Origin of the sequence: Synechococcus sp. WH 8109, assembly GCF_000161795.2 — a bacterium.
Classification (GTDB): domain Bacteria; phylum Cyanobacteriota; class Cyanobacteriia; order PCC-6307; family Cyanobiaceae; genus Parasynechococcus.
The window spans coordinates 1,469,756-1,495,078 of sequence record NZ_CP006882.1 but is presented as its reverse complement, the minus strand read 5'-3'; the positions used below and the strand labels follow the sequence as shown (position 1 = coordinate 1,495,078).

The window sequence follows — 25,323 nt, the reverse complement described above, 5'->3', positions numbered from 1 at the left end:
CGGCCTGAGAGAATCCCGCCAGCCAGGGTCCACCCATGAGCGCCGAGTTCGATTTCAAGGCCTATCTCGGCAAGGCCAAAGAGCGGGTGGAAGCGGCCCTCGATGGATCGCTCGGTCCGGAGCGGCCGGAGTCCCTCAGAGAAGCGATGCGCTACTCCCTGCTTGCCGGTGGCAAGCGCTTGCGCCCGATTCTCTGCCTTGCCGCCTGCGAGCTGGCGGGTGGGGAAGCGACGCAGGCCCTGCCCACGGCGGTGGCGTTGGAAATGATCCACACCATGTCGTTAATCCATGACGATCTGCCGGCCATGGATGACGACGACCTGCGCCGTGGTCGTCCCACCAATCACAAGGTGTACGGCGAAGCCGTGGCCATCCTTGCCGGTGATGCCCTGCTGACCCGCGCCTTCGAAATGGTGGCGCTGCGCAGTCCGGATGTGCCGGCTGAGCGTCTGCTCAAGGTGGTGGGAGAACTGTCGTTGGTGGCCGGCGCCCCTGGCCTGGTGGGCGGCCAGGTGGTGGATCTGGAAAGCGAAGGCAAGGAGGTGGATCTTGAAACCCTCGAGTACATCCACCTCCACAAAACCGGAGCGCTGTTGAGTGCCTGTGTGATTACCGGGGCGATAATCGGCGGCGCCGATGAGGCGCTGATCAAGGCCCTGCGCACCTATGCCAGGGGGATCGGCCTCGCCTTCCAGATCATCGACGACATCCTCGACATCACCGCCAGCAGCGACGTGCTCGGCAAAACCGCCGGCAAGGACCTCATTGCCGACAAGACCACCTATCCCAAGCTTCTTGGGCTCGACGAGTCCCGCCGCCGGGCCGATGCGTTGGTCAATGCAGCGAAAGAGGCGCTTCAACCCTGGGCCGAGAAGGCGATTCCCCTGCTGGCCTTGGCCGACTTCATCACCAGCCGCGACCGATGATCGACGCCACGCCCTCCCATGCGGTGCTGCGGGAGTTCTTCGACAACAGTTCGCTCACCTGGGGCTTGATGGCCTGTGGCGTCGCCCAGCTCTCGAAATTGTTCCTTGAGTTGCTCTTGCATCGCCGTTGGCGTCCGGCGGTGCTGATCGAAACCGGCGGCATGCCGTCGAGCCACTCCGCCCTGGTCACCGGCACGGCGGCCTGTGTGGGTTGGACCCTGGGCTTTGATCAACCCCTCTTCGCCCTTGCGGCGATGGTGGCGTTCGTCGTCATGTACGACGCCAGTGGCATTCGTCGCGCCGCCGGCCTGACGGCGGAACGGGTCAATGGTCTGCCTGATTCGCTCTGGCCGGACGCTCAGGAGAAACCCCTCAAGGAAAGCCTTGGCCACAGCCGGCTGCAGGTGCTGGTGGGCAGCCTGATGGGTCCTGCCGTTGCTCTGCCCGGTTTGGAATTTGTGGGATCACCGCTGCATCTGCTGTCGGGTCTTGGAGCTGGGCTGGGGTGACCGCTGCCGCAGACCTCACCGCTGATCAGCAGGAAGCGGCGGACGCCTTTGCGGCCTGGCTCAAGCAGCCCGTAGATGGCACGCCCTTCGTGCTCAGTGGTTTTGCCGGCAGCGGTAAGACCTTTCTCTCCATGCGCCTGCTGCGCCAGGTAGACGCCAGCGGCTTGTGCTGGACCGTCGTGGCCCCAACCCATAAAGCGGTGGGCGTCCTGCGCCAGGCGTTGGAGTTGGAGGGTCTCCAACCCACCTGGTATCCCTCCACCATCCATCGCCTGCTGCGGCTGAAGCTCAAGCGCTCCGCCGACGCTGAACTCTGCGAACCCACCGAGCAGACGGCCATGGCCCTGGAGAACCTGGGCCTGGTGCTGATTGACGAAGCCTCGATGGTGGACAGCACCCTATTGGGAATCGCCCTCCAGTGCGCCCATCCGTTCAAGACCCGGCTGGTGTTCGTCGGCGACCCCGCCCAGTTGCCTCCGGTGGGTGAGCCGAACAGCCCCGTGTTTGCGTTGCAACGGTCTTGTTCCGCCAGCTTGACCCAGGTGGTGCGGCATCAAGGCCCGGTGCTGCAGCTGGCGGCGGGGCTGCGGGAGGGGCGTCTGCCCTGCCAGATGCCGCCGCTGCTGCCGCCGATTCGTTCCCCGCAGGGGCAGGTGCGCAGCCTGGTGCAACGGGAGTGGCTTGATCAGGCCCGGCGTGCATTGCGCGACGCCTCGGTGCAAGACAACCCCGATGCCGCACGCATCCTCTGCTATACGAACCGCACCCTGGATCGTCTGGTACCCCATGCGCGCCAGGCCATCCATGGGGAGATGGCGGATCAGATGCCGGTGCTGCCCGGTGAGGTGTTGATCAGTCGCACCGCGGTCATGGCCCCGGCCTCAAGAGACGGAGAAGAGGCCGGAGAAGAACCCGACATGGTGCTCGGCTCCAACCGCGAAGTGACGGTGCGGGACGTTAAGCCTGAGGCCTGTGACCTGGCGGATTTCGGCCTGTCCTCCGCCGATGGGCCCGTGCCGGTGATTGAGACCCTCTCCGCATCGGTGAATGCGGGGGACCTGGAGCTCACCCTGCGCTTGCAGCCGCCGATTGGCAGCTCGGGTCGTCAGGAGCTTGATGCGGTGATGCAGCGGCTGCGCAAGCAGGCCCGTGATGCCGGCAAGAAAAACGGTCGCGCGATCTGGCGGCAGTACTTCCTGATTCGCGATGCCTTCGCTTCCCTGGGGCCTGCGGCGGTGCTCACGGTGCATCGCAGTCAGGGCAGCAGTTTCGGGGATGTCTTCGTGGCGCCGGATGTGTTCCGGGCCGATCCAGCCATCCGCCAGCAGCTCTGTTATGTGGCCGTGTCTCGTGCCCGCACTGGGGTTTGGTTGCTTGGTGGGGAAACGTCGTCTGATCTACGCGCCACCTGGCAGCGCCAATTCGACAGCACGCGGGGCTCCTGATCCCGGCTCACAGTCGCAGGATCAGGGCCGCCAGGCCGATGCTCACCCCCAAACTCACAACGCCCAGCAGGGCTCTCCAGAAGGCTTTGTCTTTGATGTCGAGGAAGTTGCTCAAGACATGCCAGGGGCTTTATTCGCCAGTTTTGCCATCTGGCAACATGTAAGGAAAGGTGCGATGGATCGGGCGGTGCAGCGACCGCAGCGTTTTGTTGTAGTGCACGCCGGGCAAAACGCTGTAGCGGCGCCCCAGCAACAGTGCATGGTCCAGATCGGCCTCGCAGCTGCGGATGTCGGTTTGCACAGGCCGCGCCTGCGTTGACACCGGTGCAGCGGCGGGAATCAGGGCCGAAAACTGTCCTTCCCTGAGCCGCCAGCCCTGACAGGCGTTGAGGGCTTCTGCCGCCGAATCGAACACCTGCTTGGTGGTTTCCCGTCGCGTGCTCATCGCTTCCATGCCGAGCAGGGGCAGCGCAGTGATTAACAGGACGAATCCGAAGCGGAGCATGCGCCAGGCGCGAAGGTCCTGCTTCAGCCGTAGCGAGACGGGCAGAGCGTGGAGGCCTCCTTCCCAATTTTTTTGCTTGCGTGTCTCAGTAGCGCACTTCGAACCAGTCGTCGCCCGTGACCGGGAGCTGGCTGGGGGTCACCCGAACCACCCGGGCCCCAGGCGGCCCGACCTCGCACCAGGCCCGCAGTTCAGACAAGGCCAGCGGTGGCCCTTCGGCCTGCACTTCCACACGGCCATCACTCAGGTTGCGCACCCAGCCGCTGATGCCAAGATCCAGGGCACGCCGATTGCAGCTGGCGCGGAACCCCACCCGCTGAACGCGGCCTTCGATTACCCAGCGCCAGCGTTCGACGAAGGCTTGGATCCGTTGGGGCGGCTGGCGGCTTACGAAGCGCTTGGCGATCTTTTCTCCCCGGCTTCGAGCGCGGCGCGCCATCGGGAGCAGATCGTCGTAGAGCTTGCCCAGTGCAGGTGAACCCAGCTCGCGTGAACCGTCTGATCGACCCATCCTTCCGAATGTCGATGGACTTTCCATCCATCAATGTCCCACAGCACTGACCTGTCGTAGGACAGCCGGTTGGTGTGCAGTTCCCAGCGGTGAAATTCATGGCCCACCAGCTGCTGGCCGCTCTCCACCACAGGGCTGTCCCGCCGTGCCTTCAGCCGGCGATAGCCCACCTGCAGCGGGCCGCGTTGGGCTGTGAAGGGAAGAAGGCCCGTCATGCGGTGGCTGGTGCCATCGAGATCGGTCAGCTGGTCTCCGAGCACAAGCATCCCGCCGCATTCGGCGTAGAGCGGTCGCTGCTGCATGAACGCCCGCAGCGACTTAAGGCTTCGCGTGCAGCCGCTGAGCTGGGCAGCGTGCTGTTCGGGGAACCCGCCCGGCAAGATTAGTCCTTTGGCGTCTGCAGGGATGGCCTCATCGGCCAGGGGGCTCCAGCGGAGCACGGGCATGCCCATTTGCTCCAGAAGTTCACTGGTTTCTTGGTAGCGGAAGTGAAAGGCGGCATCACTGGCCAGAGCCACCGGCAGGGGCTGGCCCTGCTCCACGGGGATGTTCGCCAGGGGATGCGGCCCGGGGCGGGGTGCCTGCAGCAGGGGGACCAAGCGTTCCAGGTTCAGGTGCTGGCTGGCCAGAGCGGCCCAGGCCTGGCGTCGCTGCTCGGGGGCCTCTAATTCATGGGCCGGGGCCAAGCCGAGATGTCGGCCCGGAAGGGCCAGCACTTGGCTGCGGGGCAGGCAGCCCAGCAATGGCACCTCCATGCGCTCCAGCACTTCGGCCAGCAGCTCCCGGTGCCTGGGGCTGCTGACTTTGTTGAGCACCACACCGGCGATGCGCAGCTGGGGATCGTGATCGCGGAATCCGCGCACGATGGCGCCAAGGGAGGCGGCCTGACCACCGGCATCCAGCACCAGCACCACCGGCAGGTCCAGCAGGCGGGCCACGTCGGCCGTGCTTCCGGTTGTACTGCTGCCGATGCCATCGAAGAGCCCCATCACCCCTTCCACGAGGGTCAGCTCAGAGGCACCGCCGTAACCGTGAAATGCCTGGCGAACCCAGGTTTCCCCGCAGAGATTGACATCGAGGTTGCGACAGGCCTGCCCCGAGGCCTGGCTAAGCAGCTGGGCATCGAGATAGTCCGGTCCCACCTTGAAGGCCTGGATCCGGCGTCCGTTCTGCTGGGCCCAGCTCAGCAGCGCCAGGCTCAACAGGGTTTTGCCGCTGCCACTGGCTGGTGCAGCGATGACAGCGGCCATGGCTCAGATGCGGATCAGCAAAGCAGCCTGGCAGCCAGCGGAGCCGCAGCGGCCAGCAGGGGATTGGTGCTGTCGTGACCGCCGCCCAGCAGGCGGGCCACATCCATTTCAGGAGTGTCGTGCTGCACGGGAACGACTTCTTCATGCAGCTCCAGGTTGGCCATGCCTCCCCCCTCCAAACGCATGCAGCCCCCGGATTCAGCGCAGAGAATCACGCACATGCCCTGACCGTTCTCCGGTTCAGCGATCAGCCGCAGCCCCACCATCTGGCCGGCGTGCACGTTGGGCTGGGCTGTTGGCACGGCCATCAGTTGGAAGCGCACCTCCTTGCCATCGGAGCGCTTGAACTGGGCGGTTGTGCCGTTCTCGACCGCAACGGTCGAGAGCAGCGTCCAGCCCAGTCGATCGGCGATCCAGGCAGCCAGCAGCAGTCCCTGGGCAGGGTGATAGCCCTCAACGTCGATGTCGAGACGGGTGATGTGGCTGAGGGCATCACGCCGTTGCGGCGGGTCGAACACCATGGCCAGGGTCTCGCGCCAGCTGCGCAGGCGCAGCCAGTTGAGATCGTTCACCGCCTGGCCGCTCTCCACGCGGCGACGCAGTAGCTCAAGGCACTGATGCGGATCCCCCAAAGCGGTGTCGATGATCAGGCGCCGTGGTGCGCTGGTGAGGCGTTGCATCAGCTCCGGTGCTTCGTCGATGCAGCCGTTCCACCAGACCCAGGCAGGCATCGACTCCGGTAGCAGGGGGTCGAGAATCGAAAGGCCCTCATCCAGGGCGCCATGGCCGCCCCTCAGCACCACAACATCGCCGCAGGCGGCGGTACCGCCGCCTTCTTCAGGCAGCGGGCAGTAGGCGGCCACGAGTGTTTCCAGGGGCTGGGCTGCATCGATGGTTGGCGCCAGGGTGATCAGGCGCCGGGGCATCAGTGCACTCAGGGCTGGATCGATGTACTGCCCACGCAGGTCTTCGGCGTTTGCTTGCCCTTCCAAATCAGCCACCGCCTTCACCACGGCCCCATCCAGGGGCGGCGTGCTCAGGGGAAGGTCTGCATCCAGCACCGCCAGGCGGCCTGCAGCGATCAAGGGGGCGGACTGCTGTCCCGTGATGGGGCCTGACAGACGACCACTGCGGATCAATTGCTGCTCGGCCCAGGCGGGTTGCCAGATCAGCAGACAGAAGGTGTTGGCTCCGGTGCCCGTGCTGCCCTGTTGCTCGGGGGACCAGAGCTGTTCGAGGTAGTGGGGCACCTCCGCCGGTGCCAGTTCCAATGGGGTTTGCAGGGTGAGCTGAGGGGACATGGTGACGGATGAACGAGAATTGGAGAGCTGAGAAACAGTGCTGTAAACGTTCGCGGTCAGGGGCGTCGCCAGAGAAGTCCGTCCTTTGCCAGCAGGGCATCCGCGGCGGCCGGTCCCCAGGTGCGGGATTCGTAGGGATGAACCGGCAGCTGCCAGGGACTGTCTTCAATCAGTTCCAGTAGGGGGGTGTAGAGACGCCATGCCGCTTCCACCTCATCGCTGCGGGTGAACAGAGTGGGGTCGCTGAGCATGGCGTCAGCCAGGAGACGCACATAGCCCTCATCGGAGGGTTCCCCGAAGGATTCGTCGTAGGAGAACTCCATGTCGATAGGGCGGCTGCGCATGCCAGATCCGGGTGACTTCACCTCGAAGCGGAATTCGGCCCCCTCATCCGGTTGGATTCGCAGGATCAGCTGATTAGCCGTGGGGCCTCCGGTGGCCGCATCAAACAGGTGAACGGGTGCTTCACGGAAGGTGAGCACCACCTCACTGGTGCGTTTGGCCAGTCGTTTGCCAGTGCGCACATAGAACGGAACCCCCTGCCAGCGCCAGTTGTCGATGAACAGCTTCATCGCGACGTAGGTCTCAGTGGTGCTGTTGGGATCCACACCGGGTTCATGGCGGTATCCGGCCAGGGGCGATTCCGCGGAACCACCGGGTCCGTACTGGCCACGGATGCAGCAGTTCCAGGGTTCGAGCTCATCGGCTAGGCGGGCAGCCTGGAGCACCTTGGCCTTTTCGTTGCGGATAGCCTCCGGGTCAAAGCGCCCGGGTGGTTCCATGGCGGTGATCGCCAGCATCTGGGTCAGGTGGTTCTGCACCATGTCCCGCAGGGCACCGGCCGATTCGTAGTACCCGGCCCTTTCCTCCACTCCAACCGTTTCAGCGGCGGTGATCTGAACACTGGAGATGTAATTGCGGTTCCAGATCGGCTCGAAGATTGTGTTGGCAAACCGCAGAACCATGATGTTCTGGACGGTTTCTTTGCCCAGGTAATGGTCGATGCGAAAGATCTGGTCCTCTTGACCGCAGGCCTGCACCACTCGATTGAGGGCCTGGGCACTGCCGTAGTCGCGTCCGAAGGGTTTTTCGATCACCACCCTGCTGCGTTTGGGGTCTTTCAATAGGCCAGCGTCGGCCAGTGAACGGCAGCCACTGCCATAGAACTTGGGGGAGACGGAGAGATAAAAGGTGCGGTTGCCGCGGGTGGCGCACTGTTGATCGATTTGCTCGAGCCTGGTGTGCAGGCTCAGCATGTGATCGGTGTTCTGTAGGTCGACCGGCTCGTAGAACAATTTGCCCACGAACTGTTCCCAGGCCTGGGGATCGTCCTCGATTGTGCTGGCCAGTGCCTCCGCCATCTTTCCGCGGAACTCCTCGTCACTCCAAGGCCGTCGCGCACAACCCAGCAGGGCGAACTCACTGGGGAGACGCCGTTGCTTGAACAGCTCAAACAGGGCTGGCACCAGTTTGCGGTGGGTCAGATCACCGCTGGCGCCGAAGATCACTAGACACTGCGGCGCGATCACGCGCTCCTGACGCAGTCCAACCCTGAGGGGGTTCGTCATCGTGGCAACCATGGAGTGTCCAGGCTTCTGACGCTGGTTTAGGCACGGAACCTGCAACAGACATGGACTCGCCGCTTTGTTTACGTGTTGGTTTCAGCGTTTGTTGCCAACCCAAAAAAAAGTCCACCGCGAGGGGTGGACTACAAACGATCGATGCCTGATTGATCAGCGCTTGATCGATCAATAGGTTTCCACGTGCCAGCGGTCGGCCTTTTTGAGCTGGGGACGCAGTTCGGCCCAGTCGAGACCCTTGGCGGCCGCGGCGGCGGTCATGGCTTCGTCGATGCCCGGCTCCATGCCGCGCAGGCCGCACATGTACACGTGGGTTTTGGGGTCTTCGATCATCGCGAAGATCTCTTCAGCGTGCTCCAGAACGCGGTCCTGGATGTACATCCGGCCGCCCTTGGCGTTCTGCTGCTCTCGGCTGATCGCCTTGGTGTAGCGGAAGTTGTCGGGGTACTCCTTCTCGTAGTGGAGGAAGTCCTCGTCGTAGAGCAGGTTGGCGGTTTTGGGTGCTCCCATGAACAGCCAGGCTTTGCCGCGGAATTTCCAGCCGTTGGCCTCCTGTTCGCGGGGCTCGAACATGCGACGCAGGTAGGTGCGCATCGGAGCGATTCCGGTGCCGGTGGCAAGCATGATGATGTTGGCTTCCTCGTCGTCAGGGAGAAGCATCTCCTTACCGACAGGCCCGGTGATCTTCACCTTGGTGCCGGGTTCGATGTCGCAGAGGTAGGTGGAGCAGACGCCATAGATCTGCTCACCGGCGTCGTTCTTGTACTCGAGCTGGCGAACGCAGAGGGAGACGGTCTTGCCTTCCAAGTTGTCGCCGTGGCGGGTGCTGGCGATGGAGTAAAGGCGCAGCTTGTGAGGTTTGCCGTTGGCGTCTTCCCCTTCGGGAATGATGCCGATGCTCTGGCCTTCGATGTACTTGAGCTGCGGGTCGCCGCCGGCCAGATCAAAGGTGATGTGCTGTACACGGCCGATCGCACCGTCCTTCAGCAGGGAGTAGTTCTCCGTGACCGTGCCCATGAACGGTGTTTTGGGCTTGTAGGTGTTGACCGGAACGTCGGCGTGGGGCTTCTTCTTTGGGGCGCTTGACGTCACGGCTTTCTTGGCGGTTTTTTTGACGGTTTTTTTGGCAGGTGCCGGGGTGGTGGCAACGGGAGAGGCTTGTCGCTCTACTTCCACACCATTCACAGACAGAATTTTGGCGCCAGACGCACCCAATCGTTTGAAAAGTGCGGAAAACTGGTTCATCCCAACGGTGTAGGTCTGAACCACAGACGGTTGTGAACCGACATGGGGACCACTTGCCACGACAGTGAACAGAGCCTCATTGCAGTGCTCTGTCGCTGCATTGGACACCCGCATTGAAATCACCTGCCATTGGTGGCGCGACTATAGGCGTGGCCTTTGATTTCACACAAAACGGTTGCTCTTCGGAACAGAATCTGATGTGATCCAGGCGACCTCCTTAAGATCCTCAGGTTCGGCCCCTCAACTCGGCGTCTCTTTTGGTTTTCCCCCAGACAATGTTTGGACGAGGGCTTCAAACCTCTTCAGATTCAAGTTCTGCGATCGAGCAGATCATGGAGAGGCTGCCCCAGGGGACGCGCCGTCTCGCCGCTGAACTCAAATCACCACTGCCAGTTCAGCTTCTCTGGGATGTGCTGACGGATTACGAGAACCTCTCCCAGTTCATCCCCAACCTCAGCACCAGCGAGTTGATCCAGCGCCAGGGTCAGACGGTGCGTCTTCTACAAGTAGGCAGTCAGCAACTTCTCGGGCTTCGCTTCTCGGCCCAGGTGCAGCTTGAGCTGACGGAATACCGCCAGGACGGACTGCTGCAGTTCCGCATGGTGAAAGGTGATTTCCGACGCTTTGAAGGGTCATGGCAGATCCGTCAACGTCCCGAGGGCAGCTCATTGCTCTATGAGCTGACGGTTCAAGGCTGTCTCGGTATGCCGATTGGTCTGATCGAAGAGCGATTGCGAGACGATCTCTCCAGCAATCTCAATGCCGTGGTGCAGGAAGCACACCGCAGAAACAGCTGAACGAGCAGCAAGGGCGCAGCAATTTCAAGGCATCTTCAATCGTGATGTGAACTGGGGCCTGAAAGTGAAAGCCTCACAAACGGTTGAACTGGTAATCAATTCATCACCTAAACAGGTCAGGAGATGACGTCATACCCCCAAGGGGATTCGAACCCCTGTCGCCTCCGTGAAAGGGAGGTGTCCTAGGCCTCTAGACGATGGGGGCGAGGCCGTAATCAGCGAGCGATCTGTGCTCCTGATCACTTGTGAACACTAGGGCTTGGTCGGACCCTCCGTCAAGACAGCTTGACCCCATTCGACACCTTGTCCTTGCCAGATCGGCACCGTGAAGGTGAAGCAGGCGCCTTCGCCAGGGTCAGACACTACCCAGATCTTGCCGCCGTGCACTTCGACGATGCGTCGACAAACCGACAGCCCCACGCCGTAGCCGGTGGTTTGGTCGGAGGTTTGCGGTAGCCGCACCCGATCCAGGAAAATCCGCTGCTGTTCCGTTTCCGGAATGCCCGGGCCGCTGTCACAAACGCTCACTTCAACCCGCTGGCTGGTGCGGTGAAGCATTGTGAGTGAAATGTGCCCGCCGTCGTTGGTGTACTTCAGGGCGTTTTCGAGCAGATTCAGCAGCACTTGGCGCATACGGCGCTGATCGGCGAAAACCTTGGGCAGGTCAGCGGGAATGTCGGTTTTAATTTCGACGTTGCGACCCAGCCACAATTTTTCGAGCTCGAGGATCACTTCGGCTGAAACGCTGGCCAGGTCAAGCCTTTGTGGGTTGAAAAGGGTTTCCCACCGGGTGGTGCCTACCTCCAGCAAATCCTTCGACAGCGCCTCCATCTCCTGCAGGCGGCGGGTGATCACATCCTGAAAGCGATCCATATCGATCTGGCCCAGCTTCTGGCTTTGCAGGGCCAAGGCCGCTGCCGTGAGTGGGGTGCGCAGTTCGTGGGCCACCATGCGCAACAGGCGTTCCTGGGCGCTGACGCGATCGATCAGCGTCTCGTTCTCCTGGCGCAGCACCAGCAGCTGATCCTCCAGCTGGAGTTCCTTCTGGGTGCGACTGCCATCGAGTTCGGTTGGCCTGAGGCTGAGGCCAAGGCCGCTTACCACCCCATCCTGTTTCCAGCGGGGTACCCATCCTTTGAGTTGCTGAAGGATGTTGCTGCCCGCGAACACCTGCTTGGGGTTCGGCGCCAATTTGATCAGCGCTGGCGTCACCACGAGTCGATGGAGCTCAAGCAGTTCGGGTTGCTGGGCGGGATCGGCAACCTGCAGGGTGACTTCGAAGCCCAGATCCTCACGTTCTAGGAACTGCACCAGGGATCGGAGGTCCTGACCCGACAGGTGATGTCGAGCTGCCACCAGCAACAACTTCAGGGTTTGCCGTGTCTTGGGAGCGTCCTTGACCACGCGGACTGCAAGACAGCAAAACCGATGCTCACCTTATGGGTTTTTGACTGCACCGCCAGCAGCGCTAAGACGAACAGGAACACTCCGTTGCGTCATTGACGCGGTCCATGTCGCTTTTTTCTGCGCAAAACCGTGTTCCTCTGACCCTTCCCGGCGGAGTGGCTGCCCAGCCTTCAATCCAGGTGGATAGCAACCTGCGTCGCTGGTTCAGCCGCAATCTGGGCTTGTGGCGTTCCCGGCGGCAATACACCTTCAGTGACGACCAGGTTCTCCACTTGGACATGAACCTGAAAATGGAGGCGTTCGTACACCCCGAGGTGGGTGAGAGCCGCTACCGCTTCAGCTGGTGGTCTGACCAGGAAGACCAGCATTCCGACGAATTCTTTGCTCGCAAGCCCTGGTTTGAACGCAATGGAGTAATGGAAGCCACGTTGTGGGGCCATCAACTCCAGAGAAGTCGTGGTTATTTGACGGGGGACCCGGTGCGTACCCGGCTGCGTCAGGTGGATGAGCACGAAACCATCCTCGAATCCCACTACCAGCAGTGGGACATCCTTGAGCACATTCGCCTTGTCGATCAGGACCGCTACCGCTACCGCGCCATCTACAGCTGGGAGAACGGTGACCTCTCGATCGTTGAGCACCACCATGAAATTAGAATGTCAGACCCCTTGCCACCGATCGATGACGATTGATCGAGGACGATTGAACGGCGCCGTTGTGTTGATGGCCCAGTTCAACAACCGCGCCTGAGCTCCGGCCAGCTTTTGCATGGGCGGTAAGTTGCGAAAAATTTGACGCTGCTGGGACCCAAGGTGATTCGTAGTTCGTTTGCTGCCGCAGCTCTCGTGCTGGCTGCCCCCTTGTTGTCACCAGCAACGGCTCTGGCTCAGGCCTCCAAGGACAAGCCCACTCCTGCAACAGCCATGGATGTCAACACCTATGGGGTGATGTCGATTGCCACCTTCTGTGAGGCGAGGGCGCAGAAGATCGATTTCAATAAGTCTCTGGCGGTGGCTCTCGCTGGTCAGTTGCATGTGATTTATGGCAAGCACGGTGGTTTGCTTCCGGGCACCAAAGACCCCTTGCCTGAGAAGCAATTTCTCAATAATGCAGGATTCATGATCGTTGGTGGTGCGCTGAAGTTCTGCCCTAAATCAGTTCCTGCTGAAGAAAAAGCACGCTTTGATAAAGCTGCTGCTTCGTTGAAGTCTTCGAAAAAATAAGATCTTTTCAGGTTCTAAAGATCGAAAACATCTGGCCTGCTGAGGTCAGACGTTTTTTTATGATTGTTCCTCTGCTCTGTTGCCGTTAGTCGTCTCATGGCCGGCACCTTGGCTGAAACGTCCCGGTTTTGAGCTTCGTCCGTCAGGATCGTTTGGTCCTCGCGTGGTTCGGCCATGACTGCAGCTGCTTCGATTCGTCTGGCGGACTACACGCCGTGGGCCTTTGAACTCCCTTCCATCGTTCTGGACGTGAACATCCAGGACGACCATGTCGTCATTGCCTCCAGGCTCAGCATTGAACCGCGTCGCTCTGGAGAGCCGTTGGTGCTGTGCGGCGTCGATCTGGCGATCGAATCCCTTGCGATCGATCAGGAGCCATTGCAGTCCGAGGAGTACAGCTTTGCCGACGGCCGTCTCACCATCCCCAACGTGCCGGGCCATCCGTTTGTGCTGGAAACCCGTTGCCGTCTGGATCCCTACTCCAATAGTTCCCTCGAAGGCCTATACGCCAGCGGTGGCCTGCTGAGCACCCAGTGTGAGGCCGAGGGGTTCCGGCGCATCAGCCTGCACCCCGATCGTCCGGATGTGTTGAGCCGCTGGCAGGTGCGGATAGAGGCCAGCCGCAGCAGTTGCCCTGTCCTGTTGAGCAACGGCAATGCGGTTCAGGAGGAAGCCGTCGGCGCTGATCGTCATGCGGTCACGTGGGATGACCCCTTCCCCAAGCCCTCCTATCTGTTCGCTCTGGTGGCCGGAGACCTCAGGGAGATTCGTGATCACTACACAACGGCGTCGGGCCGGCAGGTCACCCTGCGCTTGCATGTGGAGGAGGGGGATGAAGCCTTCACGGCCCATGCCATGGCTTCGTTGAAACGATCCATGCAATGGGATGAATCGGTTTACAACCTTGAATACGATCTTGATGAATACAACATCGTCGCCGTCCGTCACTTCAATATGGGCGCGATGGAAAACAAGAGTCTGAATATTTTCAACTCAAAGCTTGTTTTGGCTGACGCGGAAACAGCCACCGATGCTGAACTTGAGCGCATCGAAAGTGTGATTGCTCATGAATACTTTCACAACTGGAGCGGAAATCGCATCACCTGCCGTGATTGGTTCCAGCTGTCGCTAAAAGAAGGTCTGACAGTGTTCCGTGATCAGTGCTTCACCGCAGATCTGCATTCAGAAGCGGTGAAGCGCATTGAGGATGTTGCGATGTTGCGCAACACTCAATTCCGTGAGGATGCTGGTCCGACGGCCCATCCGGTGAAGCCAGCGGAATACCAGGCGATCGATAACTTCTACACAACGACCATCTATGAAAAAGGCGCGGAGTTGATCCGCATGCTGCGCACCCTGCTGGGACCCGAGCGGTTCATGAAGGGAATGGAGGTCTACGTGCAACGCTTCGACGGCACGGCCGCCACAACGGAAGACTTCGTTCAGGCGATTGCCGATGGCGCCACCAGCCAGGGTGAGCCGCTTGGGTTTGATTTGGAACGCTTTAAGCGTTGGTACCACCAGGCTGGAACTCCTGAACTCAGCATTGATCGGCAGTGGAACCCCGAATCTGGTCAGTTGACGGTGGACTTGCACCAGGCGACGCCTCCGACGCCAGGGCAGGCAGAGAAGCAGCCCCTGGTGCTGCCGGTTGCCATGGCCCTTGTGGGTGAGCAAGGCCGTGTTGGTGAGGAGCAGCTGTTGGTGATGCAGGCTGAGCGCGCCAGCATCACCCTGCAGGGCCAGCCCGGCGACACACCCCCTGCCCTTTCCGTGCTGCGCCGCTTCTCGGCGCCCGTGCACGTGCGTTTGGAGCAGCCGCTGGAGGAGTGCCTGCAGCTGTTGGCTTCCGATGATGACCCGTTCTGCCGCTGGGATGCGGCCCAGCGCCTGGCACGCCAGGTGCTGTTGGCGCGGGCTGAAAACCAGCCGAAGCCTGCTGTGGAAGCGGCGCTGATTCAGGCCTTCGATCAGCGGATCTGCGCCTATGACGGTGGTGATGGTATGGATCTGGCGGCGCTGCTGGCGCTGCCGGGCATGGCGGAACTGGAGGCGTTGCAATCCCCGGTGGATCCGTTGGCGCTGGATCAAGCCTTCCGGGCGTGGACCCAGGAGATGGGCGTTCAATTGCAGCAGTCCCTGCGCCGACTTCTGGAGCTGGCCCGGGCTGACTGGACCTTGGCTTGGCCGGCTGGTCAGGGCGGCCGGGCCCTGACGGCCTTGGCCTGGCGCTGGCTTGCCGCGGCTGGTGATGCCACGGTTCAAGCGGAGGCGTTGGCTGCTGTTTCCGGCCCCTCGATGACCCTGGCGCGTGGTGCCCTGCGGGCATTGTTGCCGCAGGAAAGTGCTGAGCGTGAGCAGGCGATGGCGCTGTTTTACGACCGTTGGCAAGACAAGCCCGTGATTCTGGACGCCTGGTTTGCGATGGAGGCATCAGCCCCCAGGTCCAACGCGTTGGAGCGTGTTCAACAGCTGCTGGAGCACCCGCGCTTCGATCCCCTGGCGCCCAATTCCCTTCGCGCCGTTCTCGGTGGATTCACCGCCAATGTTCAGGCGTTTCACGCCATCGATGGCAGTGGCTACCGCTTCATGGCGGAGCAGATCGCAGCGGTCGACTCCCGCAATCCGATTACCGCATCACGGATGGCCAAGGTGTTCAGTCGCTGCGGCAGTTACGGCCCCGAGCGCCAAACGGTCATGCGTCAGGCCATCGACCAGCTGGCCGCCAAGCCTTTGTCAGCGAACACCGCCGAGGTGGTGCAGTTGCTCACGACGTGACTACCACCAGCACGATCACCGCGATCAGCAGGATCACCAGCCAGCGTTTTGCGTTGCTGCGCCGGCTGCTGTGCGGTGTGGACCGCGCAGCTCGGCTTCCGGCCGCAAGGCCGCAGTGCTGACAGACAAGGCGCCCGCCCATTGAGCGGTCGGCACGAAACCGGCGGCTTCCGCAGTTCTGGCAGACGGTGACGGCCAAGGTCTCTCGATCAGCGTTCTACCAGCTTGCCTGGCGTGAGCCAGGCAGTCAGTCCGTTTGCCAGCCATCGCAGCCGGCTTTGGCGCGTTGGCGCTTGGTGCGCCGGTAGCTCTCGTTTTGTTGGGCCAGAGCTTCACTCGCCTTAGCGACGGCCGTGCTGTTATTGCCTTCCGCAATGATCAAACGGTTGTTTGCCATGGCGTTGCCCAGGCGATTCAGCACCTTATCGATCAAGCGACACTGATCAAATTCGGCGCGCCCCGCAGCCGGGATCCCCAACAGGATCAGGCTCCAACACGCAGCACGCCAGCCTTTCATCGATCAGCTCAGGGGCTGTAGGTGATGGTGCACAGATAGCGGCTTCTGGCTCCCCGATCAATGCTTTTGCAGGTGGTGTTGGTGATCGTTGCCCCTTTCGGGATCACCCGCATCGCCTCAGCGGTGGCGAACTGTTTAGACGGCCCTTGGGCTGTGGCCCGCTTGCCACCCGCAAGATCCATGGATCCCAGATGGAGGCTGGCCATCAACAGCGCCGCTTTTCGCGTCGTTAGGGCCCGATGGGGTTGGCTTCTAACTTCGGTGTACACAGAACGCTTCCAGGTGACAGCCGTGCTGCGTTCAGCAGCCGTCCCGTTCAGCAGCCACCCCGGCACCAGCGTTGGCGTTGCGGCCTTGGTTCAGCGTCGGGTTTGCTTCCTGGACTCGGTACAGGGATTGGAGGTGGCGGCAACAACGCTGCGGGCTGAACGGGAAGACGTCGCGACCCCCATGCGGCATCGAAGGGAACCACCACGAGGGGGATCGATTCCGCACTCTTTGCCGGCCAGGCCAAAGCACTGGACGCGATCAGGACTGTGATCAGAACTCTCATCGCGCAATTGTGCCGATCCTGCGGCGTCATGCCGTCACGTCAGCTGCGTTCTCAGTGCCCAAGTCCAACGCCTTCTCAGACTTTGGAGTAGGAGACGCCGCGGTAGGTCAGAGCAACGCAATTGCGTAGGGATTTGATTTGCTCAGCCCGATAGCTTTTGCCCCATGTATTTCAGTTGGATTGTTGGCCTCGTCGATACTGCTTCAGTCTTTGCATATTTGCTGCCCAAGAAAGTGAGTTCCATGGCCTGAACAGGGATGGATAAAAACTTTTGAGTTCTACGCCGTCGCCCAAATATGGCAAGATTACGCTTAATACCTTGCTCTTTAGCTATTGTTAGGGTTGCGTTATCTTGATACAAGTTCTGCTCTTGACCCCTGCCCTGACAGGAGGAAGGGATCGATGTCAGTTGTGAGATTTTGTGTTTTTGAGGTAAAGAAGTTGAAATATTTTTGGTTTTGGTCGCGCTGTTGAAATTGTCTCTATCGATTTTATCAGGCTCGAGGCTTGGAGCGTTCCTCTGTTTGCGCTTTGCTGCAGCGTTGGCATGCAGTAATTCTGTCTTTGTGGTGTTCCGGCAGCGTTAGCCGGAATGGATCCACGTCAAATTCGTAGCCACAGGCACAGCGGGCATGGAACTTCAGTTTTTTCGCTTTTTTGAGTCGCTTTAAAAGGGTGACGTTCTCAAAAACTTGATCTGGCTTGAATCGCTCCAGCTTGGTGCGTTCCTCCGGCGCATGCTTGACCCGGGCCTTGTGCAGGGCGTTGCGCACGGAGTTTTCACTGCCTTTGCCCAGGATCTTGGGGATCTGCAGGATCGACCGCCCTTCCTGCATATACAAACGCTTGATCTCCTCGATCTCAGCATTTGTGAAGCCAGATTTCTTGCCCACCTGCTTCCTGCCTTTGATTTGAGTCTCTCAGGCGGTGCGCAAACGCCATCCACGTTCTCGGAGGCGAAATGTCAGCCTGTCGGGATGATTCCACTGGATCCACTGTTGCAACGGCTGGCCGCAGTTGCCGGCATGGAGAGCGGCTGCAAGCGCCTTGTTGTTGTGCAGGGCCAGCTGGGGGATTTCGACTCGATCGAATACGCCCAGGCGCTGGTGCCAAGGCTTCCCCAGTTGGCGGCACTTGGGGTCAAGGTTCAGCTCTTCGGCATCGGCAACGCTGCCAGTGCCGAACGCTTCGCGGCCTTCACCGGGTTTCCTCTGCAGCAGCTGATCGCTGATCCATCGCCGCTGTTGCATCAGGCCCTGGGGTTGGAGGCCGGCTTGAAACTTCCCGGTGGGCCTTGGCCCGGTTTTCTGCTGATGTGTGCCGGCGTCGGCTCGCCAGGCACCCTGCGCGAGGTGCTGCGCGGATACACCGGAGATAGCTCGGCGGCCCAGATCTTCGACGATGAGGAGTGGGTTGAAGCCTTTCCTTTGCCGCGGTTCCGGGGGGCTCTGTTCCGCCGGGCCGGTGGTGCGGGGTTCCAGCGACCGTTTGAGCTTGCCACCAAGCGTTTGCGCAACATGAATGAAGTGCTCCGCAACTGGCGCACCTACGTGCCCTGTGACGACTACATCACCCAGCGCGGCGCCACTGTGCTGCTCGACGCCGATGACAGCGTGATCTATTGCCACCGCGATCAAAGCCTGCTCGGCTACTCCGCCACCATGGAACGTCCCTTGGCGTTTCTCGATGAGGTTCTGGCTCAGGGCTGAGCTCAGCCGGCTGTCTTCAACTTGCTGGGGGCTTGCGATACACCGCAAGAGCCGCCACCAAGCCGCCGATGAACCCTGAGCTGTGGCCGATCCAGCTGTCGCCGGCGGGTGAGACACCGGGGATCAAGGCGATCAGGGCTGAGCCGTAAAGCCAGAACGCCACCAGTCCCAGGGCGATGGAGAGGATGCGGCGTTCCAGCCAGCCGATCAGTAGCAGGTAGCCAAGCAGTCCGTACACCACGCCTGAGAGTCCATGACTGCGGGCGGGCCAGAACAGGGCCACGGGAATGTTGATCAGCAGCACCGACAGCCAGACGCTCAGGTAATCGCGCAGCCCCCGGCTGAGCAACAGCCAGCTCAGGGGCAGAAACGCCAGGCTGTTGGAGATCAGATGCCCGAAGCCGGCATGGCTGAACGGCGTTGTGATCACCCCCCACCACGGTTGATCCGGCCCCATCGGCAGGTTCCACTGCCCTGCAAAAAGCAGTTGGTCGATCAGCTCCTGCCCCCAGGCCAAGGCCAGGATCAGCAGGGGAAGCAGCAGCCGAGTGCGCATCGTCTTGCGCCAATGACCACAATGATGACGCGGATGCTGAGCGGATGATCAGAAGCGACGTCGACGTTCTGGTGATCGGCAGCGGCATCGGTGGACTGTGTGCTGCAGGTTTGTGTGCCCGCGCCGGCCGTGAAGTGTTGGTGCTGGAAGCCCATTACCAACCCGGTGGAGCTGCCCATGGCTTTCAACGCCAGGGGTATCACTTCGAATCCGGTCCATCCCTCTGGAGTGGACTGGGGCGTTGGCCCAGCAGCAATCCCCTGGCCCAGGTGCTGCGCGCGCTGGGTCAGACCTTGGAGGTGATTCCCTACCGCAGCTGGGATGTGCTGTTGCCGGAAGGGGATCTGCGTATCGCCGTTGGGCACGACGACTTTGAAGCTGTGGTGTGCAGCCTGCGCGGCCCCGAGGTGGCCGCCGAATGGCGGCGTTTTGTGGAGGCGCTTCAGCCAATTGCCGCAGCTGCCGATGCTTTGCCCTTGCTGGCCCTCCGGCCTGGGGTGGATGGCATGGCGCAACTGCTGAAGCGCGGTGGACGTTTGCTGCCGCATCTTGCGGCGATGCGTCACCTCTCCGGTTCCTTTGGGCCCCTGGTGGATCGTCACCTCAGCGATCCTTTCCTGCGCCATTGGGTGGATCTGCTCTCCTTCCTGATCAGCGGCATGCCGATGGGAGATACCAACGCCGCAGCCATGGCCACGCTGTTCGGTGAGTGGTTTGAACCGGATGCCCATCTCGACTACCCCGTTGGCGGCAGTGCTGCGGTGGTTGAGGCCCTGGTGCGTGGCTTGAAAGCCCACGGCGGCACCCTGCACACGGGAACGGCGGTGCAACAGCTGCGGGTGGAGGGGGATCGAGTAGTAGGTGTGAAGTTGGCCGATGGAACGCAGATCTCGGCGCGTCAGGTGATCTGCAATGCCGACATCTGGTCCACCCTTGCTCTGCTGCCGGAGTCCGTGGCGTCGAAGTGGCAGCGTCAGCGCCAGGCCACGCCGGCCTGCAACGGCTTCCTCCATCTGCATCTGGGCTTTGATGCCACGGGGCTGGAGGATCTGCCGATCCACACCGTTTGGGTGGATGACTGGGAGCGTGGGATCGATGCCGAGCGCAATGCCGTGGTGTTGTCGATTCCTTCAGTGTTGGATTCCTCGATGGCACCGGCCGGTCGCCATGTGCTGCATGCCTATACCCCGGCCAGCGAACCCTGGCAGCTCTGGGCTGATCTAGAGCGCGACAGCGCGGCGTATCAGCTGAGAAAACAGGAGCGATGTGCTGTGTTCTGGCGGGTGCTGGAACGCCGTATTCCCGACATCCGCGACCGCTGTGAGCTGATCATGAAGGGAACGCCGCTGACCCACAGCCATTTCCTCAATGTTCATCAGGGCAGTTATGGCCCTGCCCTTTCAGCAGCTGAAGGTCTCTTCCCTGGCGTGACGACGCCCCTGGCCAATTTCTGGCTTTGTGGTGCCAGCACCTTCCCCGGGATCGGCATCCCCCCCGTGGCGGCGAGTGGTGCCATGGCGGCCCATGCCGTCCTCGGCCGGGAGACGCAAAACAGTCTGCTGCGGGAGCTGGAGCTTTGAAGCAGCTGCGTCATAACCTCGTTCCGGAACGCCGACGCAGTCCATGACTTCCAATGCCCGGATCGATTCGCCGCAGCTGATGCTCACGGATCTGCGCATGCGCAACGAGCCGATTCGTCACAAGGCGGCATTCCGTGGTTGCCAGCCGGAATTTCAGGCGTTGGTGAGTCGTTTGATCGAGCAGCTGGAGGGGGAACTGCTGGATGAGAAGCAGCGCTACCGTGAAGCCTCGCGCCAGGCCTGATCCTCAAAGAAGGCCGCGCCACTGCTATTCCTGCCTTGCGGCCTACGTTGTGCCCACCTTGGGGAAGAAGTTGAAAAAGTCTTCGTCTTGAGAGGGTTGGTAGGGCCCCTGTTTCAGCTCGAAAATCACGCTGTCGGCCTCTAGGGCCACCGGGGTGCTGGACCGACCTTTTGCAATCTCGATGCCGTGGGTGGGCCCCTTGGCGCTGTGATGGAGCTGCTGCTGGATATCGCCCTCACTGTTGAACAGCAGCAGTCCGATGGTTCCCTGCAGCATCAGAAAGAATTCGAAGCCAGTACCGGGGCCGTTTTGCTGGTGGCTGTGGAGCCGCATGTAGGTCCCCGTTGATGACGCGCCGTTTGGATGTGATGGGTTTCCGCAACACGGTGAAAACCCGCTTTGTCAATGTCATGGAAGTAGCAGTGGATTGAATCTTGATTGGAGCTCCGGATCCACTAGAAACGAGTCCTTTCCATTGCAGTGAATGGCAGCGCTGCAGATCGTCTGGTTTAAGCGTGATCTGCGCATCGTTGATCACCAGCCCTTGGCGGCTGCTGCGGAGCGGGGTTTGGTGCTACCGCTGTATGTGGTGGAGCCGGAGTTGTGGCAGCAGCCCGATGCCTCCGAGCGGCAGTGGATGTTTTGCCGGGAGTCGCTACTGGAGTTGCGCCAGGCTCTTGCGGATCGGGGCCAACCCTTGGTGGTGCGCGCCGGGGATGTGGTGCAGGTGCTGGAACGGGCCCGGCGTCAGTTCGGCATCGATGGGCTGTGGAGCCATGAGGAAACTGGCAATGGCTGGACATACCAGCGCGACAAACGCGTTGGGGCCTGGGCCCGTCGGCACGGCATCGCCTGGACGGAAATCCCGCAGTTTGGGGTGACGCGCCAGATGCGCAGCCGCAATGGCTGGGCCAAACGCTGGGAGGTTCAGATGATGGAGCCCATCACACCCGTGCCGGCCGCGTTGCAATCGCTGGAGGGGATTGATCCCGGCGTGATCCCGGAGCGGCCCTGCCGAGAGCTGCCGGTTGATGGTTGCCCGCAGCGCCAGACAGGTGGGCGTTCGATCGGCCTGGGGGAGTTGAGCGATTTTTTGCAGCACCGAGCCTCGCGCTATCAACGGGCGATGTCCAGCCCCAACACAGCGTTCACGGGTTGTTCGCGCTTGTCGGCTTATCTCACCTGGGGCTGCCTCTCGATGCGGGAGGTGCTGCAGACCAGCCGCACCAACAGCGGCCGCGGCGTTAGCAGCTTTGAATCACGGCTGCACTGGCATTGCCATTTCATTCAGAAGCTGGAGGATCAGCCGGCAATTGAATACAGCGATTTCCATCCGTTCATGCGCGGTATTCGCGCAGACGACGCCGAGCGCTTGACGGCCTGGAGCGAAGGTCGTACGGGTGTCCCTTTTGTGGATGCCTGCATGCGCGCCCTGCGGGCCCATGGCTGGATCAACTTCCGCATGCGGGCGATGTTGATGTCTTTTGCCAGCTACAACCTCTGGCTGCCCTGGAGAGACAGTGGCCTGCATCTGGCTCGTCAGTTTGTGGATTACGAACCGGGGATTCACTGGAGCCAGTGCCAGATGCAGTCGGGCAGCACCTCGATCAACACGATTCGGATTTACAACCCGATCAAGCAGGGCATGGACCACGACCCTCAGGGGCTGTTCATTCGTCAGTGGTGTCCTGAACTCAAGGATGTACCCAAGATTCACATCCATGAGCCCTGGATGTTGGGTGGTGGCATGCCACCACCGATCGTTGATGTGACCACATCGATGCAGGATGCCAAAGACCGCATCTGGGAGGTTCGTCGATTGGCCGGTTTTGATCGCCATGCCGATGCGATTCAGCGCAAGCATGGCTCCCGCAAGGCGGGGTTGAAGCCAGCAACGGTTCGCCGCCGCCGGCGCAAACCTCAGCATCCCGACAAAGGTAGCCAGCAGCTCAGCCTCGGTTTTTAGTTGCGCTGCAGCAGCAGTCGTTTGATCACCCGTTGGGCGATGTCGCCATAGCCCATCTCCCCGGAGAGAATCTGAGCAATCCGCCGTGGTGCGGTGGGCCGCTTGATCCCCAGCTGATATCCCACGCCGGGGAAGCGATAGAACACCTGGGCAATGCGCCGCCCCCAGGCCATGGACTCACCCCAGCGCTCCCGCATGCTGCCGCTGTAGCCCCGCAGATCTCGGCTGTCGCCCTTGAGCCATAGGTTCAGATGCCGAGCCGCCTCGCAGCCACTCATCAGCGCGGGGCGTAGCCCTTCTGCCAAAAAGGGGTCGCATAGCGATGCCGCATCGCCCACCACCACAATGCCGTCGCCATCAAGACGGTGATGACCGTTCCACACCCGCAGTTGGCCGCGCTGACGGATGCCTGCGTCGGCGGGGAAACCCAGATCCGGCAACAGCTGAGCCAGCACCTGCTCCGGGTCGGCGTCCTGCTTGCCGATGAAGCTGCCCACACCGATGTTCACACCACCAGCGAGGGGGAAGGCCCAGGCGAAGCCCTGTTTCACCAGGCCGAATTCAAAGCGGGTCGTGCCATCGCTGAGCTGACCTTGGCCCTCCAGTCGCACCGACATGGTGGTGGCCATCTGGGGCTGTTTGGCTCCCAGACCGAGCCGTTGGGGCCAGGGCGACCCCGAACCGTCGGCGATCACCACGGTCCGCCCCTGCCAATGGCGTCCGTCGGTTGCCGTGACTTGCCAAAAGTCTCTATGGCGCCGGATATCATCGACCTCAACGCCTGTAAGGCGTTTAGCTCCCACCTGAATGGCCTGGTCTGAGAGCAGTTGATCCAGCGTTTCGCGGCGCACGATCCAGAACGGTGCATCGCCGGGCAGCTCGGCGACTACCGGATCCTCAAGGCACCAGCTGAAATCCACCTGCCGTATCACCTGCTCCACCGCGGGTCCCAGGGAAAACGGAAACCACTGCTGAACTGAGGCCGCCATGCCACCTCCGCAGGGCTTGATCCGCGGCTCGGCGTCGCGCTCAAGCGTCAGAACGTCATGGCCCGCTAACGCAAGATGTACAGCTGCAGAACCGCCAGCAGCTCCGGACCCGACGATCAGGACGTCGTGGGTCCGATCCACTTCGTTGCTCACACCTTGAGGACGTCGGCCTCCTTGGTGGCCAGGTGCTGTTCCAGTTCGGCGATGAACTTGTCCAGTGTTTTCTGAACGCCGTCTTGTTCGTCGCGGCTCTGGTCTTCGGAGAACTCGCCTTCCTTTTCCTGCTTCTTGATCTTGTCGATCGCGTCGCGGCGCAGGTTGCGCAAGGCCACCTTGCCTTCTTCGGCGTACTTCGAGGCCAGCTTGCAGAACTCCTTGCGGCGCTCCTCGGTGAGGGGCGGCACGTTGATGCGGATGATCTTGCCGTCGTTGTTGGGGGTGAAGCCCAGCTCACTCATGGCGATGGCCTTCTCGATCGAGGCCAGGGCGCTGATGTCGAACGGTTGGATCTGGATGGTCTGGGAGTCTGGGGTCGACAGGGTGGCCAGCGACTTCAGCGGTGTGTCAGCGCCGTAGTACTCCACGCTGATGCGATCCAGCAGGGAGGAATTGGCCCGGCCGGTACGGATCGTGTTGAAGTTGCGCTGGGTGGCCTCCACCGACTTGCGCATGCTGGCTTCGAGGTCCTGGGTCGACATGGTTGATGAGGGAGGAGGCGTGCGAACTGGGTTGGCGTTGTTTAGGCGGGGTCGCCGATGCGGGACCCGATCGGTTCCCCGGCCACGGCTCTGCCGATGTTGTCAGGTTCAAACAGGTTGAAGACAACAATCGGGATGTTGTTGTCTTTGCACAGGGCGATGGCGGTGCTGTCCATGACCCCTAACTCGCCGCTGAGCACGTCTTGATAGCTGAGATGTGGGTGCTTCACAGCGTCGGCGTGCTTGGCCGGGTCTTTGTCATAGACCCCATCCACCTTGGTGGCTTTGAACACAACATCGGCATTGATTTCGGCGGCCCGCAGGGCAGCGGTTGTGTCGGTGGTGAAGAAAGGGTTGCCGCAACCGGCGCCGAACACCACCACCCGGTTTTTCTCCAGATGCCGGATCGCCTTGCGTCGGATGTAAGGCTCCGCCACTTCCTGCATGGCGATGGCGGTTTGCACCCGGGTGGGAACACCAGCCCTCTCGAGACCGTCTTGGAGGGCAATGGCGTTCATCACCGTGGCCAACATGCCGACGTAGTCAGCTGTTGCTCTCTCCATACCCGCTGCAGACCCCTTCAAGCCTCGGAAGATGTTGCCGCCGCCTACGACGATCGCCAGCTGGGTGCCATTGGCCACCACCTTGGCCACATCCGAAGCAATCGACTGAACAATGGCGGGATCGATGCCATAGCCCTGAGATCCCATCAGGGCTTCGCCGCTGAGTTTCAGCAGGACGCGTTTGTAGGTCATCTACGGTCCAGATCCTTTCGACAGTAGCAAGCACTGGCACAAGCCTCTGATCGCCGCTTGGATGGGGAAACCGCGGCTGTTTGATGCCAGAGACCGATGCCAGCCAAAGCGGTGTGATGGCCCGTCTCACGCTTTCAGCCCTGGAACGGGCCAGCCAAGATCCCGACTGCTGGCGTGAACCGGTGGTGCATCGCGCTCTGTTGGTGAGTGGGCTGTCGGTGCTAACCGCAGCCACCCGTCATCTTCAGGATGATCTCGAAGCCGCTGACGCGGCCTAAG

At 61.4% G+C, this 25,323-nt stretch carries 29 protein-coding genes and 1 tRNA gene; 12 read left to right on the top strand and 18 right to left on the bottom strand.

Annotated features, from left to right (window positions below):
* The first annotated feature begins 35 nt into the window (after positions 1-35).
* The 3 genes from crtE to Syncc8109_RS08160 are packed head-to-tail and all read left to right on the top strand — an operon-like array spanning position 36 to position 2,880.
* The gene (gene crtE / locus Syncc8109_RS08170; protein ID WP_006849616.1) at positions 36-926 is read left to right on the top strand and encodes a geranylgeranyl diphosphate synthase CrtE; all 891 of its coding nucleotides are present in this window, start codon (positions 36-38) and stop codon (positions 924-926) included.
* Entirely contained in the window at positions 923-1,435 is a 513-nt protein-coding gene (locus Syncc8109_RS08165; protein WP_006850046.1) for a divergent PAP2 family protein, read from the top strand. The genes crtE and Syncc8109_RS08165 overlap by 4 nt, the downstream gene beginning before the upstream one ends.
* Positions 1,432-2,880, top strand: coding sequence for an ATP-dependent RecD-like DNA helicase (locus Syncc8109_RS08160; protein ID WP_006850780.1), 1,449 nt, complete (start codon positions 1,432-1,434; stop codon positions 2,878-2,880). The genes Syncc8109_RS08165 and Syncc8109_RS08160 overlap by 4 nt, the downstream gene beginning before the upstream one ends.
* Before the next feature lie 130 nt (positions 2,881-3,010).
* On the opposite strand, the gene Syncc8109_RS08155 is transcribed toward Syncc8109_RS08160, so the two are convergent.
* From Syncc8109_RS08155 to Syncc8109_RS08130, 6 genes are all read right to left on the bottom strand, one after another.
* Positions 3,011-3,385: a hypothetical protein gene (locus tag Syncc8109_RS08155; RefSeq protein ID WP_006850431.1), complete on the bottom strand. Its 375-nt coding sequence runs from the start codon at positions 3,383-3,385 to the stop codon at positions 3,011-3,013.
* 85 nt (positions 3,386-3,470) lie between these two features.
* Positions 3,471-3,824: an acylphosphatase gene (locus Syncc8109_RS08150; protein WP_025362440.1), complete on the bottom strand. Its 354-nt coding sequence runs from the start codon at positions 3,822-3,824 to the stop codon at positions 3,471-3,473.
* Positions 3,773-5,146, bottom strand: a complete 1,374-nt coding sequence (locus Syncc8109_RS08145) for a cobyrinate a,c-diamide synthase (protein WP_006849825.1) — start codon at positions 5,144-5,146, stop codon at positions 3,773-3,775. Before Syncc8109_RS08145 ends, Syncc8109_RS08150 begins: the two co-directional genes overlap by 52 nt.
* A 14-nt stretch (positions 5,147-5,160) precedes the next feature.
* Positions 5,161-6,447 (bottom strand): glucose-6-phosphate dehydrogenase assembly protein OpcA, encoded by a 1,287-nt coding sequence (locus Syncc8109_RS08140; RefSeq protein ID WP_006850028.1) that lies wholly within the window; start codon positions 6,445-6,447, stop codon positions 5,161-5,163.
* Positions 6,448-6,503: 56 nt separating this feature from the next.
* Positions 6,504-8,027: a glucose-6-phosphate dehydrogenase gene (gene zwf / locus Syncc8109_RS08135; protein ID WP_006850611.1), complete on the bottom strand. Its 1,524-nt coding sequence runs from the start codon at positions 8,025-8,027 to the stop codon at positions 6,504-6,506.
* Between the two features lie 168 nt (positions 8,028-8,195).
* A complete protein-coding gene (locus Syncc8109_RS08130; protein ID WP_006851512.1) occupies positions 8,196-9,386 on the bottom strand; it encodes an FAD-binding oxidoreductase in 1,191 nt (396 codons plus the stop codon).
* A 161-nt stretch (positions 9,387-9,547) separates the two neighbouring features.
* On the opposite strand from Syncc8109_RS08130, the gene Syncc8109_RS08125 reads away from it, so the two are divergent.
* A complete protein-coding gene (locus Syncc8109_RS08125; protein WP_025362439.1) occupies positions 9,548-10,069 on the top strand; it encodes an SRPBCC family protein in 522 nt (173 codons plus the stop codon).
* Between the two features lie 132 nt (positions 10,070-10,201).
* Here Syncc8109_RS08125 and Syncc8109_RS08120 read toward each other — a convergent pair.
* A tRNA-Glu gene (locus tag Syncc8109_RS08120) sits at positions 10,202-10,274 on the bottom strand.
* Between the two features lie 47 nt (positions 10,275-10,321).
* Complete coding sequence (locus Syncc8109_RS08115; RefSeq protein ID WP_006850655.1) at positions 10,322-11,473, bottom strand: histidine kinase; 1,152 nt, start codon at positions 11,471-11,473, stop codon at positions 10,322-10,324.
* Positions 11,474-11,580: 107 nt separating this feature from the next.
* Here Syncc8109_RS08115 and Syncc8109_RS08110 point away from each other — a divergent pair, with 107 nt between their 5' ends.
* The 3 genes from Syncc8109_RS08110 (at position 11,581) to pepN (ending at position 15,477) form a co-directional block, all read left to right on the top strand.
* Positions 11,581-12,168, top strand: a complete 588-nt coding sequence (locus tag Syncc8109_RS08110) for a hypothetical protein (protein ID WP_006851072.1) — start codon at positions 11,581-11,583, stop codon at positions 12,166-12,168.
* 231 nt (positions 12,169-12,399) lie between these two features.
* A complete protein-coding gene (locus Syncc8109_RS08105) occupies positions 12,400-12,699 on the top strand; it encodes a cAMP phosphodiesterase (RefSeq protein WP_232202403.1) in 300 nt (99 codons plus the stop codon).
* A gap of 174 nt (positions 12,700-12,873) precedes the next feature.
* Positions 12,874-15,477, top strand: a complete 2,604-nt coding sequence (pepN, locus tag Syncc8109_RS08100; RefSeq protein ID WP_006851849.1) for an aminopeptidase N — start codon at positions 12,874-12,876, stop codon at positions 15,475-15,477.
* On the opposite strand, the gene Syncc8109_RS08095 is transcribed toward pepN, so the two are convergent.
* From Syncc8109_RS08095 to Syncc8109_RS08080, 5 genes are all read right to left on the bottom strand, one after another.
* Positions 15,467-15,676, bottom strand: a complete 210-nt coding sequence (locus Syncc8109_RS08095; RefSeq protein ID WP_006850460.1) for a hypothetical protein — start codon at positions 15,674-15,676, stop codon at positions 15,467-15,469. The two genes, pepN and Syncc8109_RS08095, sit on opposite strands and share 11 nt — an antisense overlap.
* A gap of 48 nt (positions 15,677-15,724) precedes the next feature.
* On the bottom strand, positions 15,725-15,994 hold the full coding sequence (locus Syncc8109_RS08090) for a hypothetical protein (protein WP_006850989.1): 270 nt from the start codon (positions 15,992-15,994) through the stop codon (positions 15,725-15,727).
* 8 nt (positions 15,995-16,002) lie between these two features.
* Positions 16,003-16,329, bottom strand: a complete 327-nt coding sequence (locus tag Syncc8109_RS12925; protein WP_006850389.1) for a hypothetical protein — start codon at positions 16,327-16,329, stop codon at positions 16,003-16,005.
* Positions 16,311-16,547, bottom strand: coding sequence for a hypothetical protein (locus Syncc8109_RS12920; protein WP_006850163.1), 237 nt, complete (start codon positions 16,545-16,547; stop codon positions 16,311-16,313). The genes Syncc8109_RS12925 and Syncc8109_RS12920 overlap by 19 nt, the downstream gene beginning before the upstream one ends.
* Positions 16,548-17,041: 494 nt before the next feature.
* Positions 17,042-17,440: a hypothetical protein gene (locus tag Syncc8109_RS08080; RefSeq protein WP_006851569.1), complete on the bottom strand. Its 399-nt coding sequence runs from the start codon at positions 17,438-17,440 to the stop codon at positions 17,042-17,044.
* A gap of 84 nt (positions 17,441-17,524) precedes the next feature.
* On the opposite strand from Syncc8109_RS08080, the gene Syncc8109_RS08075 reads away from it, so the two are divergent.
* Positions 17,525-18,256: a peroxiredoxin-like family protein gene (locus Syncc8109_RS08075; RefSeq protein WP_006850772.1), complete on the top strand. Its 732-nt coding sequence runs from the start codon at positions 17,525-17,527 to the stop codon at positions 18,254-18,256.
* Positions 18,257-18,272: 16 nt separating this feature from the next.
* On the opposite strand, the gene Syncc8109_RS08070 is transcribed toward Syncc8109_RS08075, so the two are convergent.
* Positions 18,273-18,812: a rhomboid family intramembrane serine protease gene (locus Syncc8109_RS08070; protein ID WP_006850177.1), complete on the bottom strand. Its 540-nt coding sequence runs from the start codon at positions 18,810-18,812 to the stop codon at positions 18,273-18,275.
* Positions 18,813-18,856: 44 nt separating this feature from the next.
* Between Syncc8109_RS08070 and Syncc8109_RS08065 the strand changes: the two genes are divergently transcribed.
* Positions 18,857-20,392 (top strand): NAD(P)/FAD-dependent oxidoreductase, encoded by a 1,536-nt coding sequence (locus Syncc8109_RS08065; RefSeq protein WP_006849822.1) that lies wholly within the window; start codon positions 18,857-18,859, stop codon positions 20,390-20,392.
* A gap of 43 nt (positions 20,393-20,435) precedes the next feature.
* On the top strand, positions 20,436-20,636 hold the full coding sequence (locus tag Syncc8109_RS08060) for a hypothetical protein (RefSeq protein WP_006851346.1): 201 nt from the start codon (positions 20,436-20,438) through the stop codon (positions 20,634-20,636).
* A gap of 42 nt (positions 20,637-20,678) precedes the next feature.
* Here the strand turns inward: Syncc8109_RS08060 and Syncc8109_RS08055 are convergent, their stop codons facing one another.
* Positions 20,679-20,969, bottom strand: coding sequence for a WbuC family cupin fold metalloprotein (locus Syncc8109_RS08055; protein WP_006851137.1), 291 nt, complete (start codon positions 20,967-20,969; stop codon positions 20,679-20,681).
* 151 nt (positions 20,970-21,120) lie between these two features.
* Here Syncc8109_RS08055 and Syncc8109_RS08050 point away from each other — a divergent pair, with 151 nt between their 5' ends.
* Complete coding sequence (locus Syncc8109_RS08050) at positions 21,121-22,602, top strand: deoxyribodipyrimidine photo-lyase (RefSeq protein WP_006851713.1); 1,482 nt, start codon at positions 21,121-21,123, stop codon at positions 22,600-22,602.
* Here Syncc8109_RS08050 and Syncc8109_RS08045 read toward each other — a convergent pair.
* From Syncc8109_RS08045 to pyrH, 3 genes are read right to left on the bottom strand one after another with little or no spacing between them, the layout of a single operon-like run.
* Entirely contained in the window at positions 22,599-23,744 is a 1,146-nt protein-coding gene (locus tag Syncc8109_RS08045; RefSeq protein WP_006850537.1) for an NAD(P)/FAD-dependent oxidoreductase, read from the bottom strand. The genes Syncc8109_RS08050 and Syncc8109_RS08045 overlap by 4 nt on opposite strands.
* Entirely contained in the window at positions 23,741-24,289 is a 549-nt protein-coding gene (gene frr / locus Syncc8109_RS08040; protein WP_006851158.1) for a ribosome recycling factor, read from the bottom strand. Before frr ends, Syncc8109_RS08045 begins: the two co-directional genes overlap by 4 nt.
* A gap of 41 nt (positions 24,290-24,330) precedes the next feature.
* Positions 24,331-25,044, bottom strand: a complete 714-nt coding sequence (gene pyrH / locus Syncc8109_RS08035; RefSeq protein ID WP_006851470.1) for a UMP kinase — start codon at positions 25,042-25,044, stop codon at positions 24,331-24,333.
* A gap of 83 nt (positions 25,045-25,127) precedes the next feature.
* On the opposite strand from pyrH, the gene Syncc8109_RS08030 reads away from it, so the two are divergent.
* Entirely contained in the window at positions 25,128-25,322 is a 195-nt protein-coding gene (locus Syncc8109_RS08030; RefSeq protein ID WP_006849675.1) for a hypothetical protein, read from the top strand.
* Position 25,323: the final 1 nt, after the last annotated feature.

Excerpts from the sequence above, each read along its gene's own strand:
- Syncc8109_RS08090 (WP_006850989.1), bottom strand. The coding sequence starts at position 15,994 with ATGAAAGGCTGGCGTGCTGCGTGTTGGAGCCTGATCCTGTTGGGGATC.
- Syncc8109_RS08070 (WP_006850177.1), bottom strand. The coding sequence starts at position 18,812 with ATGCGCACTCGGCTGCTGCTTCCCCTGCTGATCCTGGCCTTGGCCTGG.
- Syncc8109_RS08110 (WP_006851072.1), top strand. The coding sequence starts at position 11,581 with ATGTCGCTTTTTTCTGCGCAAAACCGTGTTCCTCTGACCCTTCCCGGC.
- Syncc8109_RS08060 (WP_006851346.1), top strand. The coding sequence starts at position 20,436 with ATGACTTCCAATGCCCGGATCGATTCGCCGCAGCTGATGCTCACGGAT.
- Syncc8109_RS08150 (WP_025362440.1), bottom strand. The coding sequence starts at position 3,824 with ATGGCGCGCCGCGCTCGAAGCCGGGGAGAAAAGATCGCCAAGCGCTTC.
- Syncc8109_RS08075 (WP_006850772.1), top strand. The coding sequence starts at position 17,525 with ATGATTCCACTGGATCCACTGTTGCAACGGCTGGCCGCAGTTGCCGGC.
- pyrH (WP_006851470.1), bottom strand. The coding sequence starts at position 25,044 with ATGACCTACAAACGCGTCCTGCTGAAACTCAGCGGCGAAGCCCTGATG.
- Syncc8109_RS08165 (WP_006850046.1), top strand. The coding sequence starts at position 923 with ATGATCGACGCCACGCCCTCCCATGCGGTGCTGCGGGAGTTCTTCGAC.
- Syncc8109_RS08140 (WP_006850028.1), bottom strand. The coding sequence starts at position 6,447 with ATGTCCCCTCAGCTCACCCTGCAAACCCCATTGGAACTGGCACCGGCG.
- crtE (WP_006849616.1), top strand. The coding sequence starts at position 36 with ATGAGCGCCGAGTTCGATTTCAAGGCCTATCTCGGCAAGGCCAAAGAG.
- Syncc8109_RS08130 (WP_006851512.1), bottom strand. The coding sequence starts at position 9,386 with ATGCGGGTGTCCAATGCAGCGACAGAGCACTGCAATGAGGCTCTGTTC.
- Syncc8109_RS08055 (WP_006851137.1), bottom strand. The coding sequence starts at position 20,969 with ATGCGGCTCCACAGCCACCAGCAAAACGGCCCCGGTACTGGCTTCGAA.
- Syncc8109_RS08050 (WP_006851713.1), top strand. The coding sequence starts at position 21,121 with ATGGCAGCGCTGCAGATCGTCTGGTTTAAGCGTGATCTGCGCATCGTT.
- Syncc8109_RS08125 (WP_025362439.1), top strand. The coding sequence starts at position 9,548 with ATGTTTGGACGAGGGCTTCAAACCTCTTCAGATTCAAGTTCTGCGATC.
- pepN (WP_006851849.1), top strand. The coding sequence starts at position 12,874 with ATGACTGCAGCTGCTTCGATTCGTCTGGCGGACTACACGCCGTGGGCC.
- Syncc8109_RS08065 (WP_006849822.1), top strand. The coding sequence starts at position 18,857 with ATGATCAGAAGCGACGTCGACGTTCTGGTGATCGGCAGCGGCATCGGT.
- zwf (WP_006850611.1), bottom strand. The coding sequence starts at position 8,027 with ATGGTTGCCACGATGACGAACCCCCTCAGGGTTGGACTGCGTCAGGAG.
- Syncc8109_RS08105 (WP_232202403.1), top strand. The coding sequence starts at position 12,400 with ATGGATGTCAACACCTATGGGGTGATGTCGATTGCCACCTTCTGTGAG.
- frr (WP_006851158.1), bottom strand. The coding sequence starts at position 24,289 with ATGTCGACCCAGGACCTCGAAGCCAGCATGCGCAAGTCGGTGGAGGCC.
- Syncc8109_RS08030 (WP_006849675.1), top strand. The coding sequence starts at position 25,128 with ATGCCAGAGACCGATGCCAGCCAAAGCGGTGTGATGGCCCGTCTCACG.
- Syncc8109_RS08145 (WP_006849825.1), bottom strand. The coding sequence starts at position 5,146 with ATGGCCGCTGTCATCGCTGCACCAGCCAGTGGCAGCGGCAAAACCCTG.
- Syncc8109_RS12920 (WP_006850163.1), bottom strand. The coding sequence starts at position 16,547 with ATGAGAGTTCTGATCACAGTCCTGATCGCGTCCAGTGCTTTGGCCTGG.
- Syncc8109_RS08155 (WP_006850431.1), bottom strand. The coding sequence starts at position 3,385 with ATGCTCCGCTTCGGATTCGTCCTGTTAATCACTGCGCTGCCCCTGCTC.